General features: G+C 71.0%; 16 protein-coding genes and 1 riboswitch. Of the genes, 5 read left to right on the top strand and 11 right to left on the bottom strand.

All coding sequences use genetic code 11. From position 1 onward, the window contains the following. Positions 1-4: 4 nt before the first annotated feature. The 8 genes from GVV76_RS07300 to rpmB form a co-directional block, all read right to left on the bottom strand. Complete coding sequence (locus GVV76_RS07300; RefSeq protein ID WP_159626066.1) at positions 5-1,162, bottom strand: APC family permease; 1,158 nt, start codon at positions 1,160-1,162, stop codon at positions 5-7. A 153-nt stretch (positions 1,163-1,315) separates the two neighbouring features. Next, positions 1,316-2,566 carry a glutathionylspermidine synthase family protein gene (locus GVV76_RS07305; protein WP_159626068.1) on the bottom strand — a complete coding sequence of 417 codons (1,251 nt, stop codon included), beginning with the start codon at positions 2,564-2,566 and terminating at the stop codon, positions 1,316-1,318. Then, positions 2,567-3,124, bottom strand: coding sequence for a hypothetical protein (locus GVV76_RS07310; RefSeq protein WP_236263301.1), 558 nt, complete (start codon positions 3,122-3,124; stop codon positions 2,567-2,569). It lies immediately after the preceding gene. A 232-nt stretch (positions 3,125-3,356) separates the two neighbouring features. Next, a complete protein-coding gene (ykgO, locus tag GVV76_RS07315) occupies positions 3,357-3,479 on the bottom strand; it encodes a type B 50S ribosomal protein L36 (RefSeq protein WP_003782012.1) in 123 nt (40 codons plus the stop codon). A gap of 2 nt (positions 3,480-3,481) precedes the next feature. Further along, positions 3,482-3,751 carry a type B 50S ribosomal protein L31 gene (locus GVV76_RS07320; RefSeq protein WP_159523996.1) on the bottom strand — a complete coding sequence of 90 codons (270 nt, stop codon included), beginning with the start codon at positions 3,749-3,751 and terminating at the stop codon, positions 3,482-3,484. A gap of 13 nt (positions 3,752-3,764) precedes the next feature. Next, complete coding sequence (rpsN, locus tag GVV76_RS07325) at positions 3,765-4,070, bottom strand: 30S ribosomal protein S14 (protein WP_159626070.1); 306 nt, start codon at positions 4,068-4,070, stop codon at positions 3,765-3,767. Continuing rightward, the gene (gene rpmG, locus GVV76_RS07330) at positions 4,070-4,240 is read right to left on the bottom strand and encodes a 50S ribosomal protein L33 (protein ID WP_159523998.1); all 171 of its coding nucleotides are present in this window, start codon (positions 4,238-4,240) and stop codon (positions 4,070-4,072) included. The genes rpsN and rpmG overlap by 1 nt, the downstream gene beginning before the upstream one ends. Beyond that, entirely contained in the window at positions 4,237-4,476 is a 240-nt protein-coding gene (rpmB, locus tag GVV76_RS07335) for a 50S ribosomal protein L28 (protein WP_073451341.1), read from the bottom strand. Before rpmB ends, rpmG begins: the two co-directional genes overlap by 4 nt. A 48-nt stretch (positions 4,477-4,524) precedes the next feature. Between rpmB and GVV76_RS07340 the strand changes: the two genes are divergently transcribed. The 3 genes from GVV76_RS07340 to GVV76_RS07350 all read left to right on the top strand — a co-directional run bounded on the left by GVV76_RS07340 (position 4,525) and on the right by GVV76_RS07350 (position 8,869). Further along, on the top strand, positions 4,525-5,778 hold the full coding sequence (locus tag GVV76_RS07340; protein WP_159626072.1) for a GTP-binding protein: 1,254 nt from the start codon (positions 4,525-4,527) through the stop codon (positions 5,776-5,778). A gap of 718 nt (positions 5,779-6,496) precedes the next feature. Then, positions 6,497-6,583, top strand: a riboswitch (ZMP/ZTP riboswitch). 46 nt (positions 6,584-6,629) lie between these two features. Further along, entirely contained in the window at positions 6,630-7,940 is a 1,311-nt protein-coding gene (gene glyA, locus GVV76_RS07345) for a serine hydroxymethyltransferase (protein WP_159626074.1), read from the top strand. Next, entirely contained in the window at positions 7,937-8,869 is a 933-nt protein-coding gene (locus GVV76_RS07350; RefSeq protein ID WP_159626076.1) for a bifunctional methylenetetrahydrofolate dehydrogenase/methenyltetrahydrofolate cyclohydrolase, read from the top strand. The genes glyA and GVV76_RS07350 overlap by 4 nt, the downstream gene beginning before the upstream one ends. Before the next feature lie 72 nt (positions 8,870-8,941). On the opposite strand, the gene GVV76_RS07355 is transcribed toward GVV76_RS07350, so the two are convergent. Continuing rightward, positions 8,942-9,268 (bottom strand): acylphosphatase, encoded by a 327-nt coding sequence (locus GVV76_RS07355; protein ID WP_159626078.1) that lies wholly within the window; start codon positions 9,266-9,268, stop codon positions 8,942-8,944. A gap of 96 nt (positions 9,269-9,364) precedes the next feature. On the opposite strand from GVV76_RS07355, the gene GVV76_RS07360 reads away from it, so the two are divergent. Further along, the gene (locus GVV76_RS07360; protein WP_159524587.1) at positions 9,365-10,210 is read left to right on the top strand and encodes an exodeoxyribonuclease III; all 846 of its coding nucleotides are present in this window, start codon (positions 9,365-9,367) and stop codon (positions 10,208-10,210) included. A 95-nt stretch (positions 10,211-10,305) separates the two neighbouring features. Here GVV76_RS07360 and GVV76_RS07365 read toward each other — a convergent pair whose 3' ends face one another. Together GVV76_RS07365 and galK are read right to left on the bottom strand one after the other, a co-directional pair. Beyond that, entirely contained in the window at positions 10,306-12,978 is a 2,673-nt protein-coding gene (locus GVV76_RS07365; protein ID WP_159626080.1) for an MSCRAMM family protein, read from the bottom strand. Between the two features lie 591 nt (positions 12,979-13,569). Then, positions 13,570-14,883, bottom strand: a complete 1,314-nt coding sequence (gene galK, locus GVV76_RS07370; protein WP_159626082.1) for a galactokinase — start codon at positions 14,881-14,883, stop codon at positions 13,570-13,572. Positions 14,884-15,019: 136 nt separating this feature from the next. On the opposite strand from galK, the gene GVV76_RS07375 reads away from it, so the two are divergent. Continuing rightward, a complete protein-coding gene (locus GVV76_RS07375) occupies positions 15,020-15,574 on the top strand; it encodes a 2'-5' RNA ligase family protein (protein ID WP_159626085.1) in 555 nt (184 codons plus the stop codon). The last annotated feature ends 17 nt before the right edge of the window (positions 15,575-15,591 follow it).

Consider the following 15,591-nt stretch of genomic DNA (forward strand, 5'->3'; position numbering starts at 1 on the left):
CAGCCTACCCAGCCCCGCCGCGCGCCCCCGATTCGGGACCGCCGTAGCGCAGCGCCCCCGCCACCCCCAGCGCGCTCAGCCCGACGACGATGAGCCCCACCCCGCCGACGCCGCCGACCGCCGTCGCCCCGTAAGCCGGATCGAGCATCTGGATCGCCACCGCCGTCGTGATGACCACCATGAGCGCGACCGCCGCGACCTGGGCCCACCGCTCGCGCTGGGAGCGGGCGCGCAGCGCCGCGATGAGCGAGCTCGCGGTGAAGTACAGTCCCACGAGCACGCTGAGCGCGTCGACCGTGTCCGTGAAGAGCCCCTCGGAGATGAGCAGCAGGCCCGCCCAGGCCACTGAGGCGGTCGTGACCACCGCCGTCGCCCAAGAGGTCCGCCGCAGGAGGCCCGCCCAGGAGGGGATCTGGCCGGCGTCGGCCATCGCCTCGATCCCGCGCGCCGTGGGCACGAGCGTGGAGCCCAGGCTCATGATCGCCGAGGAGACCACCGCGATGCGCACCACCAGATGGCCCGTGACGGGGGTGGGGTCGACGGCGCTGTACGCCGTCCCGCCGACGGCGAAGAAGCCGATGAGCCCCACCACGGTCAGCGCGGTCACCCGCTGCGGCGCCCCAGCGCTCGTGACCTCGGTGAGCGCGAAGATCGCGTCGAAGCCCCAGTAGGCGAAGACGGCCAGCAGCACCGCGTGGAACCAGTCAAGGGGAGAGCCGGCCATGGGCGCCAGCCGCACCCCGCCCCCGGCCACGAGCCCGGCGCAGACGATCGTCGCCCCCACGCCCGCGATGATCGCCAGGTACTGCAAGGCCGCCATGAGCCGCAGCTCGTAGAGGTCGATGAGCGCGGCGACGCCGGTGAGCGCCGCCGCCAGGCAGGCCTTGAGCGCCGCTGGGGCGGAGGGGATGAGTAGGTCGGCGGCCACGTGGGCCATCCCGGAGGTGGCGATGACGCCGGTGGAGGCCAGGCAGAAGCCCGCGAGCCAACCGGTGCGCGGCAGGCGGTGCCGCACCCAGGCGTAGACGCTGCCCTTATGCGGGTCTCGGCGGTCGTTGGCGCTCATCCCGGCGGCCACGAGGGCGGCGGGGATCGCCGCGAGCAGGTAGACGGCGGCGGTGCCCGAGCCGACCAGCGCGGCGATGAGCGGCGCGGTCACCATGATCGAGTACCACGGGGCCGTGGCGGACAGGGCGAGCGCGGTTCCCTGAGCGGTGGTCAGCCGCGGGGTGCTCGCCCCAGGCCTCCGGGGCCGTTCCTCGCGTCGCCCTCGAGGGGGCGCCGTCGTCGATCCGGGCGCCACCATCCCCGGCGCCTAAAGCCGGATCCGATTGGGCACGAACCGGCAGTAGTAGTCCGTGATGGGCCCATCGGACTCGCGGATGCCCAGGCCGTAGCACTCGTCGCCGACCATCCAGGTGCCCAGGACGGGGCGGTTGTGGAGGTGGTCGGAGCCGGTGAAGTCGGGCAGCGCGCAGAACTCCTGGATGACGTGCCCCTCTACGCCCCAGCCGCCGGGTTGGACGATGTGCCGGCCCTCCCCATGCAACTCGATGTTCGCGCCCTCGCGGGCGTGAAGAGGCTTGATGACGTACTCGCTCATGCCCATGGTGTCGTGGCGGGCGCGGGCCTCGTCGGGGTACATGTAGGTGGGGATGAGGTTGGGGTGGTTCGGGTAGAGGTGCCACAGCGCCGCCGACAGCGCCTTGGTGGACAGGAACATCGTCCAGGCGGGCTGGAACCAGTGGTCCGGCTTGAGCGCGCAGATCGCGGGGCCGAACTCCTCGAACATCATCTCCTCCCACGGGTAGAGCTTGAAGATGGCCTCGAGATGGCGGTTCTCCCCATCGGTGAAGCGGGCGGCCTCCCGATCCAGCCCGAGCTGCTTCATCTCCACGAGCATGCCGGTCAGGCCCGCCTGCGTGGCGGTGTCCATGAGGTAGCTCGTGGTCATGAGGTCCTCGCCGGAGTCGTCGGCGTCGGTGTAGGCGAAGTGGTACATGTGGGGGCGCAGGCCGTGAAGGCCGCCGAGGCGCTCATCGATGCGCCCCCACTGGGCGATGAGCTCCTCGTGGATGCCGTTCCACTGGTCGATGCCCGTCAGGCCCGCCTTCAGGTGGACGTCCTCGTGCCAGTACCACTGGATGAGGGCGGCTTCCACCAGCCCGGTGGGGGTGTCCGCGTTGTACTCCAGCATCTTCGGCGGGCGCCCGTCATTGCCCGAGTAGATGAGGTCGAAGCGCGAGTAGAGCGAGGGGTCATCGCGGTCGAGGGAGACCGTGGCGTACTCGATGGCCTCCCGCGGGATGCCCAGGTTGAAGGGGGAGCCGGGCTTGAGGGATTCCTCGGCGAGGAAGCCGGCCGCATCCTTGGCCATCATGTGGAGGCTCTCGCTGGTGCGCTCCAGGAGGTTGACCTCGTCCGTGGTGAGCTCGTAGCAGGCGAACTCATTCCAGTAGCTGGTGCTGATCCCCGTGGCGGGGTCGGTGGTCTCGGAGAAGACGAGGCCCTGGCGGGCGATGATGTCGCGCCAGCCGGGGCGCGGTGAGCATGGGACGCGCAGCATTCAGGACCCCGATCCGCCCTTGGAGCCGGAGCCGAAGCCCCCGTGACTGGTCCCCGAGCCCCGCGAGTAGGAGCCCCCCGAGCGCTTGGAGGTGGTGACCTTCCTGCTCGACGACGGCTTGGAGCCGTCATACCCAGAGGGCACTGCCTCGCCGACCCCCGGGGCCCTGACCGAGGAGCCGCGCGAGATCGGCGCGTAGACCCAGTGGGGTCTCCTCGAGCGGTCGCTCCCGCCGTCGGAGCACTTCTCGTCCTCGATGCGCTGACCCGTGGCGGGGTCCTTGCAGACCTTGACGTAGTCGGCGTCGGTGTTGCCGTCGTCGGACTTCTCGGGGGCGCAGCCATGCATCCCCCCGATCCACAGCGCCGCCGCCGCGGCTGTGACGGCGGATACGACGACTCTTCGGCCTCGGCCCCTGGCGTGCATCGCTCTTCCTTCCCGCGCCGCGCCGGGCAGGGGCGCCGCGCCGGGCAGGGGCGCGGCGCCGATGGGCGCGGTCGCCAGCCTAGGGCCGCCGGGCGCCGTCGACAACGGCTGTTCCACGGCAGCGCTTCCCATCGTCTCGCATCGTCCCCATCGCCCCGCCCACGGGGGCGCCCCGCTGGGCGCCGCGCCTCATCTGCTACCCCAACCCGCCCTCCACGCGGGGGGGCGCCCGGTCTCGCTCGTGATTTCGACCGGTCTCGCGCGACCCGCCCCCCCCGCGGGGGCGCCCCGCGCCGGTCGGGGTGGGCGCGGGGCGCTAGGGAGTGGGGAGGAGGGCTCCCGGGCGGGAGTCGTCGTGGGAAGCTCAGCCCTGGCGGGCCTTGAGGCGCGGGTTCTTCTTGTTGATGACGTAGGTGTGGCCGCGGCGGCGCACCACCTTCGAGCCCGGCTGCTTGGCCAGGGAGCGGATCGAGGCGCGGACCTTCATGCTCAGGCCTCCTTCTTCGTGGGGCGGGTGCGCTTGCCGTAGCGGCGCTCGAACTTCTCCACGCGGCCGGCCGTGTCCAGGATGCGGCCCTTGCCGGTCCAGAACGGGTGGGAGGCGCTGGAAACCTCGACGTCGACGACGGGGTAGGTATTGCCGTCCTCCCACTCGATGGTCTCGGCGGAGGTCATGGTCGAGCGGGTCAGGAAGGCGAAGTCCGCGCTCTTGTCGCGGAAGACGATGGGATGGTAATCGGGGTGGATTCCAGGTCTCATGATGTGCTCCTTGTCACCAGGACGACTTGACGATGCCGGGCAGCTCGCCGCGCGAGGCCATCTCGCGGAATCTCACTCGGGAGGTCCCGGTGACGCGCAGGTAGCCACGCGGGCGCCCGTCGACGGCGTCCCGGTTGCGCACTCGCGTGGGGGAGGCGTCGCGGGGCAGGGCGTGCAGCGCGGCCATGGCGGTCTCGCGCTCGGCGGCGCTCAGATGCGGGTTGACGCTGGCTTTCTTGAGCTCAGCGCGGCGCTCGGCGTAGCGGGCGACGACGGCGCGGCGGCGCTTGTCCGCGGCGATCTTGGAGTTCTTGGCCATCAGCGGGACTCCTTGAACTCGACGTGGCGGCGCACCACGGGGTCGAACTTGCGCAGCACGAGGCGGTCGGGGGTGTTGCGGCGGTTCTTGCGGGTGACGTAGGTGAAGCCCGTGCCCGCGGTGGACACCATCTTGATGATGGGGCGCAGGTCCTTGGCGGTCTTGCTCATCGCAACTTCTCCCCTCGGGCGAGCATGTCGGCCACGACGGCGTCGATGCCCTTCTTATCGATGGTCTTGATCCCGCGCGCGCTCACGGTCAGCGTGATGGTGCGCCCGAGCGAGGGCGCCCAGTAGCGCTTGCGCTGGAGGTTGGGGTCCCAGCGCCGGTTCGTGCGGCGGTGGGAGTGGGAGACGGACTTGCCGAAGACTGGCCGGGCTCCCGTGACTTGGCAGTAGGTGGTCATGGGTGCAGTATTGGGATTGAATCTCATTACCGTCAAGTTGGAGCCCTCATGACTCTCGACTCATCCCGGCCGGGGGCGGACCGGCCCTCCTCCCGCGGCCCCCACGCGGGCCCTCACACGGGCGCTCACCGCGGCCCCCACGCGGGCGCCGGCCATCGGATCGCCCTCATCAGCGCCGTCGATCCCGCTCTGCTGGACCTGGCGGCCCTCAGCCTCCACGGCGAGGACGCCCTCGTCATCGCCGCCACGATCCACCCCGATCAGGGAGACAACGGCGTCATCAGACTGTCCTCGACCGGCTCGCAGGCCCCCGACGGCGAGTCCTCCCCGGCGCTCGCCGAGCCCGCCGTGCTCGACGTCGACATGCCCACGTCCTGCCCCACCTGCTCCCTGCACGAAGTGCTCCTCGCCGTGGCCGAGGACCGCGCCGACGACGAGCCGAACGGTGTCACCGTCATCCTCCTGCCCCCGGCGATCGAGATCGTCCACCTCGTGCCGCGCTTGGCGGAGGAGCTTGAGTCGGTTGCGGGCGTCGCGCTCGCGGGTGTCGCCCACGCGGTTCTCACCGCCACCGCCGTCGACGAGATCCTCACCCACATCCCGCTGGCTGACCGAGGCCTGGCCTGGGGCGAGGGCGACCCCCGCTGCACCGGCGAGGTCCACATGCTGGGGCTCGGCTACGCCGACGTCATCATCGCGGTGGGGGAGGAGGGTGCGGGCGCGGACCTCGTCGAGCACCTGCGCGCCCACGACGCGCTCCTCCTACCCGGATTCGACGCGCCGGTCCTCGACGCCCTCCTGTCGGTGCGCCATGACGCTCGCGCCGCCGTCGCCCGGGTCCACCCCGCCTCCACCCGCGCCTGGGGAGGGCCGGTGGAGCACGGCGTGCGCACTCTCGATCTGGCCTCCGACCGGCCCTTCCATCCCGAGCGGCTGCGCGAGCTCGTCGCCGACCTCGCCGGGGCGGGCATGTGTGCGCGCGGCTGCTTCTGGCTGCCCAGCCGACCCGGGCGCGTCTGCGCATGGGAGGTCGCCGGCGGTGCCGTCACCGTTGGTGACGCCGGCAGCTGGGACGAGGCGCCCGCCCCCTGGGGTGAGGAGGAGGCACCGGAGGCGGGAGCGGGCGGGCTTGTCGGCCCGCGCTGCCACCTGGTGGTCACCGGCATCGCCGACGACGCCGCCTGCGAGCGCGTGCGCGAGGCCTTCTCCCGCATCCTGCTCCGGCCCGACGAGTTCGTGACGGCCCTGGCCTGGAGCGGCCCCGACGGCGATGCCATGGACGACTGGTTCGGCGGCGACTGAGGGGTGCGGGTGCGGCGGGGCGGCGGGTGCGGCGCGCTGGCGGGTGCCGCTCGCACTGAGAGGTGCGGTTCGCGCTGAGAGGTGCGGTTTGCGCCCACTGGTGCGGGCAGGACGCTCCATTCGGTGGAAATCGCACCACTCGGGGTGGATGGCACCGCTCGGGGTTGGGGGCGCCGGTCGATCGCCGTGCGCTGGCGGGTGCGGCTCGCGCTGAGAGGTGCGGTTTGCACTGAGAGGTGCGGTTTACGCCCACTGGTGCGGGCAGGACGCTCCACTCGGTGAAAATGGCACCACTCGGGGCAGATGGCGCCGGTCGCCCGGCTCGCACTGAGAGGTGCGGTTTGCACTGGGAGGTGCGGTTTGCGCCCACTGGTGCGGGCAGGACGCTCCACTCGGTGAAAATGGCACCACTCGGGGCAGATGGCACCAGTCGGGGTAGGAGGCGCCGGTCGACTGGCGTGCGCTTTTCCGCCCGCCGCTTCCTCGGCGTCGTCGCGCGCTGGCGGGTGCGGCTCGCGCTGAGAGGTGCGGTTTGCACTGGGAGGTGCGGTTTGCGCCCACTGGTGCGGGCAGGACGCTCCGCTCGGTGGAAATCGTACCGCTCGGGGTGGATGGCACCAGTCGGGGTGGATGGCACCACTCGGGGTAGGAGGCGCCCACCGCCCGCCACCCGCCACCCGCCGCGCCGCCGCCCGCCGCGCCGCCGGGCGCGATAGGGTATGGCCGTCGCGACTGGCGCCGGGTGGATCACCACCGGGGAGCGGCATGACACGCAGATCCGGGGTCGCCCGCCTGGGCCGCGGATCGCCCGCCGCGGCGCGCACGCGCGCCCGAGTACCCGCAGGAGAAGCATGACCGCCCCAGCCACCGTCTCCCTCAACAACCTCCCCCTGGCCGAGCTCGACCCCGAGATCGCCGCCGTCCTGGACGGCGAGCTCGACCGCCAGCGCGGAACGCTCGAGATGATCGCCTCTGAGAACTTTGTGCCCCGCGCTGTCCTCCAGGCTCAGGGCAGTGTGCTCACCAACAAGTACGCCGAGGGCTACCCCGGTAAGCGCTACTACGGTGGCTGCGAGGTCGTCGACGTCGCCGAGCAGCTCGCCATTGACCGCGCCAAGGCCGTCTTCAGCGCCGAGTACGTCAACGTCCAGCCTCACGCCGGGGCCCAGGCCAACGCCGCCGTCCTCCACGCCCTGGCCGACTCCGGCGACACCATCCTCGGCCTGTCCCTCGCCCACGGCGGGCATCTCACCCACGGCATGCGGATCAACTTCTCCGGGAAGAACTACCACGCCACCGCCTACGGCGTCGATGAGACCACCCACCGCATCGAGATGGAGCAGGTGCGCGAGACCGCCTTGCGCGAGCGCCCCCGCGTCATCATCGCCGGCTGGTCCGCCTACCCCCGCCACCTTGACTTCGACGCCTTCCGCTCCATCGCCGACGAGGTCGGCGCCGCGCTGTGGACCGACATGGCGCACTTCGCCGGGCTCGTCGCGGCAGGCCTGCACCCCAGCCCCCTGCCCGCCTCCGACGTCGTGTCCACCACCGTCCACAAGACCCTCGGTGGGCCGCGCTCGGGCATGATCCTGTCCAACCGCGCCGAGCAGTGGGGCAAGAAGCTCAACTCCGCCGTCTTCCCAGGCCAGCAGGGCGGGCCCCTCATGCACGCGATCGCCGCCAAGGCCATCGCCATGAAGATCGCCGGGACCCCGGAGTTCGCGGACCGGCAGGCTCGCACGCTCGCCGGGGCCCGGATCCTCGCCGAGCGCCTCCTGGCCGACGACGTGCGCGGCGCGGGCATCAGCCTGGTGACCGGCGGCACCGATGTCCACCTCGTCCTGGTGGACCTGCGCGACTCCGCCCTCGACGGCCAGCAGGCCGAGGACCTCCTCCACGCCGCGGGGATCACCGTCAACCGCAACGCCGTGCCCTTCGACCCCCGCCCCCCGCGCATCACCTCCGGACTGCGCATCGGCACCCCGGCCCTGGCCACTCGCGGCTTCGGTGAGGCCGAGTTCACCGAGGTCGCCGAGATCATCGCCACCGCGCTGACCGCGGGCGCCGCCGGCAACGCCACCGAGGACCTGCTCACGGGCCTGCGCTCGCGGGTGACGGCCCTGACCGACGCCTTCCCGCTCTACCCGGGCCTGGTCCAGTGAGGGCCCCCTGGGAGGGCGCCGCCCGCGTCCTGGACGGCAAGGCCTCCGCCGCCGCCATCAAGGCCGAACTCACCGAGCGGGTGGCGGCACTGCGGGCGCGCGGCGTCGTGCCCGGGTTGGGCACGGTGCTCGTCGGCGAGGACCCGGGCAGCGTCAAGTACGTGGCCGGCAAGCACTCGGACTGCCGCGAGGTCGGCATCGAGTCCATTCGCGCGGACCTGCCTGCCACCGCCACCCAGGGGGAGATCGAGACCGCGATCGATCGCCTCAACGCCGATCCCGCCTGCACCGGCTACATCGTCCAGCTGCCGCTGCCGCGCGGCGTCGACACCAACGCCATCCTGGAGCGCATCGACCCCGACAAGGACGCTGACGGGCTCCACCCCACGAACCTCGGCCGACTCGTCCTGCGCGGTGCCGGGCCCATCGACTCGCCGCTGCCGTGCACGCCGCGCGGCTGCATCGAGCTCATGGCCCGCCATGGTATCGACCTGGCCGGCAAGGACGTGTGCGTCGTCGGCCGCGGCGTCACCGTGGGGCGCACCATCGGCCTCTTGCTGGCCCGCAAGGACGTCAACGCCACGGTGGACGTGTGCCACACGGGCACCGCCGACCTCGCCGCGCATGTGCGCCGCGCGGATGTCGTCATCTCCGCGGCCGGCTCGGCCGGGATCATCACTCCTGCGATGGTGGCCCCGGGCGCCGTCGTACTCGACGTGGGCGTCTCGCGCGTGGTGGACCCCGTCACCGGCAAGGGCCGGATCGTCGGGGACGTGGCCGACGGCGTCGACCAGGTGGCCTCGTGGCTCTCGCCCAACCCGGGGGGAGTGGGGCCGATGACCCGCGCCCTCCTGCTGGCCAACGTCGTGGAGGCCGCCGAGCGCGCCGCCGAGGGCGCCGCTGAGCGCGCCGCCGACGTGACCCCCTGACCGAGACCGGTCGAAAATAGGGGCGAGACCGGTCCGTGAACCGGTCTCGCCCCTATTTTCGACCGGTCTCGGTCAGTTGCCCATGATGAAGGCCCGCTTCCTCAGGCTCCCGGGCTCCAGGTCCGTGATGACGACGGCGCTCACCGAGGCCCAGCGCGGGCCGCGGTAGAGCCAGGCGATGAGGCGCGCCACGTCGTCGGCGGGGCCTTGCGCGAGAACCTCCACATCGCCATCGGGCAGGTTGCGCACCTCGCCCACCAGGCCCAGGCGCTCGCCCTCCTCCATGCAGGACCAGCGGAAGCCGACCCCCTGGACCCTTCCCGATACCAGGGCGTGGATCGTGCGCCCTCGTGCCGCCGCCCGCGCGCTGGCGCCGCCGTCGCGGCCGATGCTCCTCATGCCCCCCATTGTGACAGGTGGCACTTGGAATCGCCGCTCGGCCCCGCCGGGTGTGGCCCCGCTTCGAGCGCATCCCGGCCGCGTACGCTGGGCGGCATGCGAATCGCCACCGTCAACGTCAACGGCATCCGGGCCGCCGCCCGCAAGGGCATGGGGGACTGGCTCGCCACCGCCGCGCCCGATGTCCTCCTCCTGCAGGAGGTGCGCGCCGACCCCGAGATCGCCGCCCCGCTCCTCCCCGGTTACGAGCCCATCGTCTGGCCCTGCCGCATCAAGGGGCGCGCGGGAGTCGCCGTCGCCGTGCGCGAGGGCAGCGGCATCACGGTGGGGCGGACCCGCCTGGGCGTGGCCGCGCCCGGGAGCGACGAGCCCGATGTCGACTCCGGCCGCTGGTTGGAGGCTGACCTCGCCCTGCCCGGCGCCGCTCCGGGCGCCCCCAGCGTCCTCACCGTCATCTCCGCCTACCTGCACTCCGGCCAGATAGGCACGGAGAAGATGGACCAGAAGTACGCCCACCTCGACCTGGTTGACGCCCGCATGGCGGCGCTGCTGGCCGAGTCGGAGGCATCCGACGGCGCCCGTGAGATCCTCATGGCCGGCGACCTCAACGTGGTGCGCTCCGAGCGGGACATCAAGAACTGGAAGCCCAACCACAACAAGGTCGCCGGCGTCCTCGACGAGGAGATCGCCCACTTGGAATCCTGGTTCGACGCCGGATGGGTGGACGCCTCCCGCCACCTCCACCCCGACGCCCAGGGCCCCTACACGTGGTGGTCCCAGCGCGGTAAGGCCTTCGACAACAACGTCGGCTGGCGCCTCGACTACCACGTCATCACCCCCGGCCTGGCCGAGCGCGCCGAGAGCCTGCGCGTGGACCGCGCCGAGGACTACCAGGGTCGCTGGTCCGATCACGCCCCGCTCGTCGTCGACTACCGGCTGTAGCCGGGGCGCGGCTTCAGGTAAAGCGAAACCGGGTCCGGGGAGAGCCCCCGGACCCGGTTTCCGCCTACCTAGGCGAGCCTTCCGCCGCGGCGGGATCAGGCCCGACGACGGCGCGACTGCCTGACAACGAGCGCGATGATCGCGGTGAGGCCCAGGCCGAGTCCTCCGAGGTAGAAGAAATCGGCTCCCATCCCGCCGGTCAGCGGGAGCGCGGGCACCGGGCCCTTGTAGTTCGGGAAGGGATCGTTGAACACGTGGTTCACGACGGCGCCATCCGATCCGACCGTGATGCTAAACGCTTTCGGCTTCTTGTCGAGCCGGTACCCGGCCGGCGCCTTGGACTCGGTGAGCTCCAGGGCCGCGCCGTCTGCGGGAATGCCCTCGACCTGGAAGCTGCCGGGAGTCGGGTCGGCGTCATAGTAGGTCGCGCCCCCGGCCTTGGCCTTGCAATCGCCGGAGTCACAGTCGGTGATCACGGTCGCGGCGGGGAAGGAGGGGCCGGTGAGGGTCCACTCGGAGCCCGCCAGGGCCTCGTTGCTATCGCCATCGACCTTCTTCCAGGTCACCGTGCCGGTGGCCCGGGTGTTCGTGATGGTTCCAAGATCGACCGCGAGGCTCGTGCTCGAGATCCGCGCGGGTCGGGCGGTGGTGTCCAGGATGTACCCGCTGGGCGGGGCGGCCTCGGTCACGGTGTAGCTGTCCCAGGGCAGGTTCGTCACCTTGAACTTGCCGGGCGCGGGGTCGGAGTCGGCGATCCCGCCCTGGCACTTCCCGATCTCGACGCAATCGGTCACGGTCACTCCAGCGGCGCCGGCGCCCGTGCCCTTGATCGTCCAGGAGGAGCCGGGGAGTTCTTTCGCGGTGCTGGCGTCGGTCTTGGTCCAGGTGAGCGTGCCCGGCTTGCGCTGGTTGGTGAACTCGCAGGCGACATTGGCGCCGGGTGAGAGGGTGATCGTGCCCTCGCCGGGGTTGCCGGTGGGGGTGACGGCAAGGGGGGAGCCGTCAGCGGCGGTGCAGGAGATCGCCTTGTTCTCCCAGCCCTCGGCCGCGCCCTCACTGATGGTCACGGTGCCGGTGTCCTCGCCGGGGGGAACGGTGACGGTCCAGGGATTGTCCACCGTGCCGTCGTCCCATGTGACCTGGGTGCCTCCCACCACGGTCGAGCCGTCCTGGGCGGCGGCGGTCAGCTCCCAGTCCGCGCGGGAGTTGGGCAGCGGGCTCCCGTCCACCGCGAGGGCCTTCTTGGTCATCGTGAGGGTCGCCTCGAGGGGATCATTGGAGACGCCGATGACACGCGCCGCGCGCTGAGCGCTCGTGATCTTCACGCTCCAGACGCTCGTGGCCTTCTTGTAGTTCTTGGGAGCCAGGGTCTCGGCGAGGGAGTAATCGCCCAGGGGAAGATTCTCGACGAGGAACTTACCGGGGGTGGGGTCGGCGTCGTTAGTGCCGGCGCACTGCCCTGCGGAGATGCAGTCCTTCACCGCCAGCGTGGTGCCGCCGGGGCCGGTGAGGGACCATTCAGAGCCGGGCAGGAGCTGGGAGGGCGCGTTGCTGGCCGTCTTGTCCCAGGCCACGGAGCCGGAGAGGGGGGCGTTGGTGAACGTGCACTCCACGACGACGCTGCTCTGCCGGGGGATCCGAACGGTTCCACTGACTCCATCTCCCTGGGCGAATGGGGTTTTGCTCCCGTTCTGCGTGCAACTCCACGATGAGGAGTAGTTGGAGAGGTTCGCGCCGTTGGCCGCGCTCTCTGAGAAGGAGAAGTCGGTGTTGACCAACACGGGGAAGATGCCGATGACCTCCTTTTGCACGCCGTTGGCGCCTCCCGTGGTCTGGGTTGAGGCGATCTCGCCGCCCGCCGGGTCGTAGCTCACCGAGAGCTTGAACTGATCGTTGGCGTTCTGCCGCTTGACGATGTTCTTCTTCAGGATGAAGGTCGCGGGCGAGCCGCAACTGGCCAGGTCGGTGCTTTCTGTATCTATTGTCTCTTGATCGTTGACATCCGTGCCGAGGGTGCTCTTGTTGATCTTCGGGCTGATCTGTTTGAAGCTGACCGGGTCGTAGGTGCCCGCATTGTTCTGGTCGGAGAGGTAGAGCTTCCCCTCGGCGTCGAAGGCGATGCCGTTGACCGCCTTATTGTTCGAGATTCTGTCGGCCTTGGTGGTGTTCGCCGGGATGCGGTACTTGCTGCCACTGTCCGCGGCGAGAGCTGCAGCGGTCGCCGAGAAGATCTGGGTGAGCCCCGAGGTGCTCGAGCTCCGGACGACGAACATGTTTCCGGCATCGTCGAAGGCCAAGTCGCCATTGCCATCGCCGTTATCGATTTTCTCGCCGACGTCAATGTATCCCACATCCTGGATCCATTTGGCTTCCAGGTAGCCGTTGGGCATCCGCCAGACGCGGAAGTGCAGGTGCGTCCTTCTGGTCCACTGGTCGGTGACCTCCTCGTAGCCGCCGAAGTAGTAGTCGCCCGTGGAGGGCTGGACCCCGCCAGCGATATAGGTCCCGTTGAGGAGCCCCCATTGATCGGAGTCTATCCGATCTGTCCCTGTCCATTCTCCATTGGAGTAATGGACGATCCTGACTTGATGATCACTGCGTTTCTGGATGAGGAAGTAGGCCCCGGCCCCATTCTTCTCGATACCCAGTCCGTTCGCTCTGTCTCCGTCGTAGAACCAGTCAAAGGGATAGTCGTATCCCTCGACATGTGAGACAGTGCCGTCGGGGGAGAGCTTGTTGATGGTCCCGTTGCCGGTCACGTTGTACACCGTCCCGGGAGTGCATTGGAAGATCCCGTCCGCGGCCTGGGCGGGCGGGATGGGGCTCAGAGAGCGGGGAATGCTGACCGCGTCAACACAGATGAGGGCGAGCGCGCAGAGGGCCAGTAAGGCGCAGTGAGCGACGCGTCTGGCGCGCGGTGGGGTATGGGAACGAGAACTCATTGTCACTCTTCGTTGCGGATCTGACGCGACACGCCCTTCCCCGCCGGTGGGAAATAGCCGGGCGCTGGGGGCGCTCGGGGTGGGAATGCTCGTCCTTGTAGGGAGCCGGGCTGGCGATGGGGAATCGTCATACCTCGGCGGCTATGAAGATGACACTAGCAAATGCCGGGGGCAGGGGATGTGGGCGCAATGACATTGTTATCACCCTGATCGGCCGGGGTGGTGAAAACCTCGCTGGTGAGCCGCGCTTTTACGACGGCGGCCCTGGCGGTTCCCGCGTCCGCGCACGGGCGAGCGGGAGCGGGTGAGCAAGGGGCCGGAAGCGAGCGGAAGTGAGCGGAAGCGAGCGGGAGCGGGTGCCCGGCGCTCCTCCGGGAGCGCCGGACGCCCGCTGCGCAAGGCGGTCCCGCGCGCGCCTCAGGCCGTCGCGCGGCCAGCTGGGGCGCTAGGGACGGCGTCGAGGAATGCCGGAGGGGCGAATCCCTCGCGCGCGTAGGCGGCGACGACGGCGCGCGCCACATCGTCCACCCGGTCGGCGTCCACCAGGGCGATCGCGCTGCCCCCGAACCCGCCGCCGGTCATGCGCGCCCCGTGGGCGCCAGCGGCGCGCGCCGCCTCGACGCCCACGTCCAACTCGGGGCAGGTCACCTCGTAGTCCACGCGCAGCGACTCATGCGAGGCGTCCATGAGTTCCCCGACTCTGGCCAGTTTCTCCCCGGCTAGCGGGGAGCCATCGGACAGGAGGGAGACGAGCTCGACGGTCCGGGCGATCTCGGTGACGACGTGGCGCGCGCGGGCGACCAGCAATTCCGCCTCCTCGCCACCGCGTTCGCGCAGATTGGTCAGCGCCTCCTCCAGGCGCTCGGGCGCGATATCGGCCAGGAACTCGACGCCGAGGATCTCCGCCGCGCGCTCGCAGGCGGAGCGGCGCGCCCCGTACTGGCCGTCGGCCAGGGAGTGCTTGGCGCGGGTGTCGATGACGAGCAGGGCCAGGCCCTCGGCGGCCAGGTCGAAGGGGACGTGAACGACCTCGCCGTCGCGGCAGTCGAGCTCGAGGGCATGCCCGGCGCGGCACCGCAGCGAGGCCGACTGGTCCATGCCGCCCGTGGGGGCCCCGGCCATCTCATTCTCCGCCCGCACGCAGGAGGTCACCAGGCGGGCGCGGCCGGCGTCGGCGGGCGCGTCGGCGGGCCCGGCCAGCGCGAGTCCCGCGATCTCATCGAGGGCCACGCTCGTGGCGCACTCCAGGGCGGCCGAGGAGGACAGGCCTGCCCCCAGCGGGACGCAGGAGACCAGGGCGGCGTCGAAGCCCGGCAGGGGGCCGAGGCCGTCGCGCTCCAGGGCCCAGGCGACCCCCGCGATGTAGGCGGCCCAATGGGGGACCTCGCCGGGGGTGCCCTTGGGGCCGATGGCGTCCAGGTCGAGCACGTCCACGGCCTCGCGCGTCTGCGGCGAGATGAGGCGCACCGTGCGGTCATCCCGGCGCCGCAGCGCCAGGAAGGCGCGGTGCGGCAGGGCGATGGGCAGCGCGAGGCCGCCGTTGTAGTCGGTGTGCTCGCCGATGATGTTGACGCGCCCCGGCGCGTACCAGACGCCGTCGGGGTCGGCGCCGAAGGCCTCGTGGAACAGGGCGGTGGCCTGGGCGATGCCCTCCTCATTGGTCAAGGCGGGGGAGAAATCAGGGACGGCGGGGGGCGTGACGGCGTCAGCGTCGGTGGTGAGGTCGCTCATAACGCACATCGTGCCATGCGGGCGATGCCTTTGAGGGGCGATGCGGGTTAGGCTTGGTCAGCCCGTGGTGGACCCCGCCGCCGCGGACGCCCGATGCGACCGCCGAGTGCGCCCCCAACGCGCGGAGAGGAGGGTCATGGAGGTCCCTGAGCCCGCCGACCGCGAGAGCGTGGTCGGTGTCACCGTGCCCGTTCCCGAGCCCTTCGCCGCCACGATCCGCGACATCCGCCGCGACGCCGGGGACCCGCTCGCCGCCCGGATCGCCCCCCACATCACCCTCCTGCCGCCCACGGCGGTGCCGACCGACCGGCTCGACTCCATCAAGGAGCACCTGGCCGACGTCGCCCGCGCCCACGCGCCGATCGACCTGCGCCTTAAAGGGGCCGCCACCTTCCTGCCCGTCAGCGCCGTCGCCTACCTCAAGGTGATCGGTGGCGGCGACGCGCTGCGCTCCCTCCAGCAGGACATCCGCGATGCCTCCGGCCCGCTCAGCGCCCCCCTGCGCTTCCCCTTCCACCCCCACGTCACCCTTGCCCATGAGGTGGGCCGGGCCGCTCTCGACGCCGCCATGCGGGCCGGGGCGGCCCTCGACGCCGCGTTCGTCGCCGGGCAGGTGCTCCTGCACACCCTGAACCGGGACCACTGCGCGCTCCTGGCGCGTATCCCCTTGGGCGGGTCGGCGCCGTCGTGAGGCGTCAGGGCGGCAGC

This window comes from Actinomyces sp. zg296 (assembly GCF_009829695.1).
GTDB lineage: Bacteria > Actinomycetota > Actinomycetes > Actinomycetales > Actinomycetaceae > Actinomyces > Actinomyces marmotae.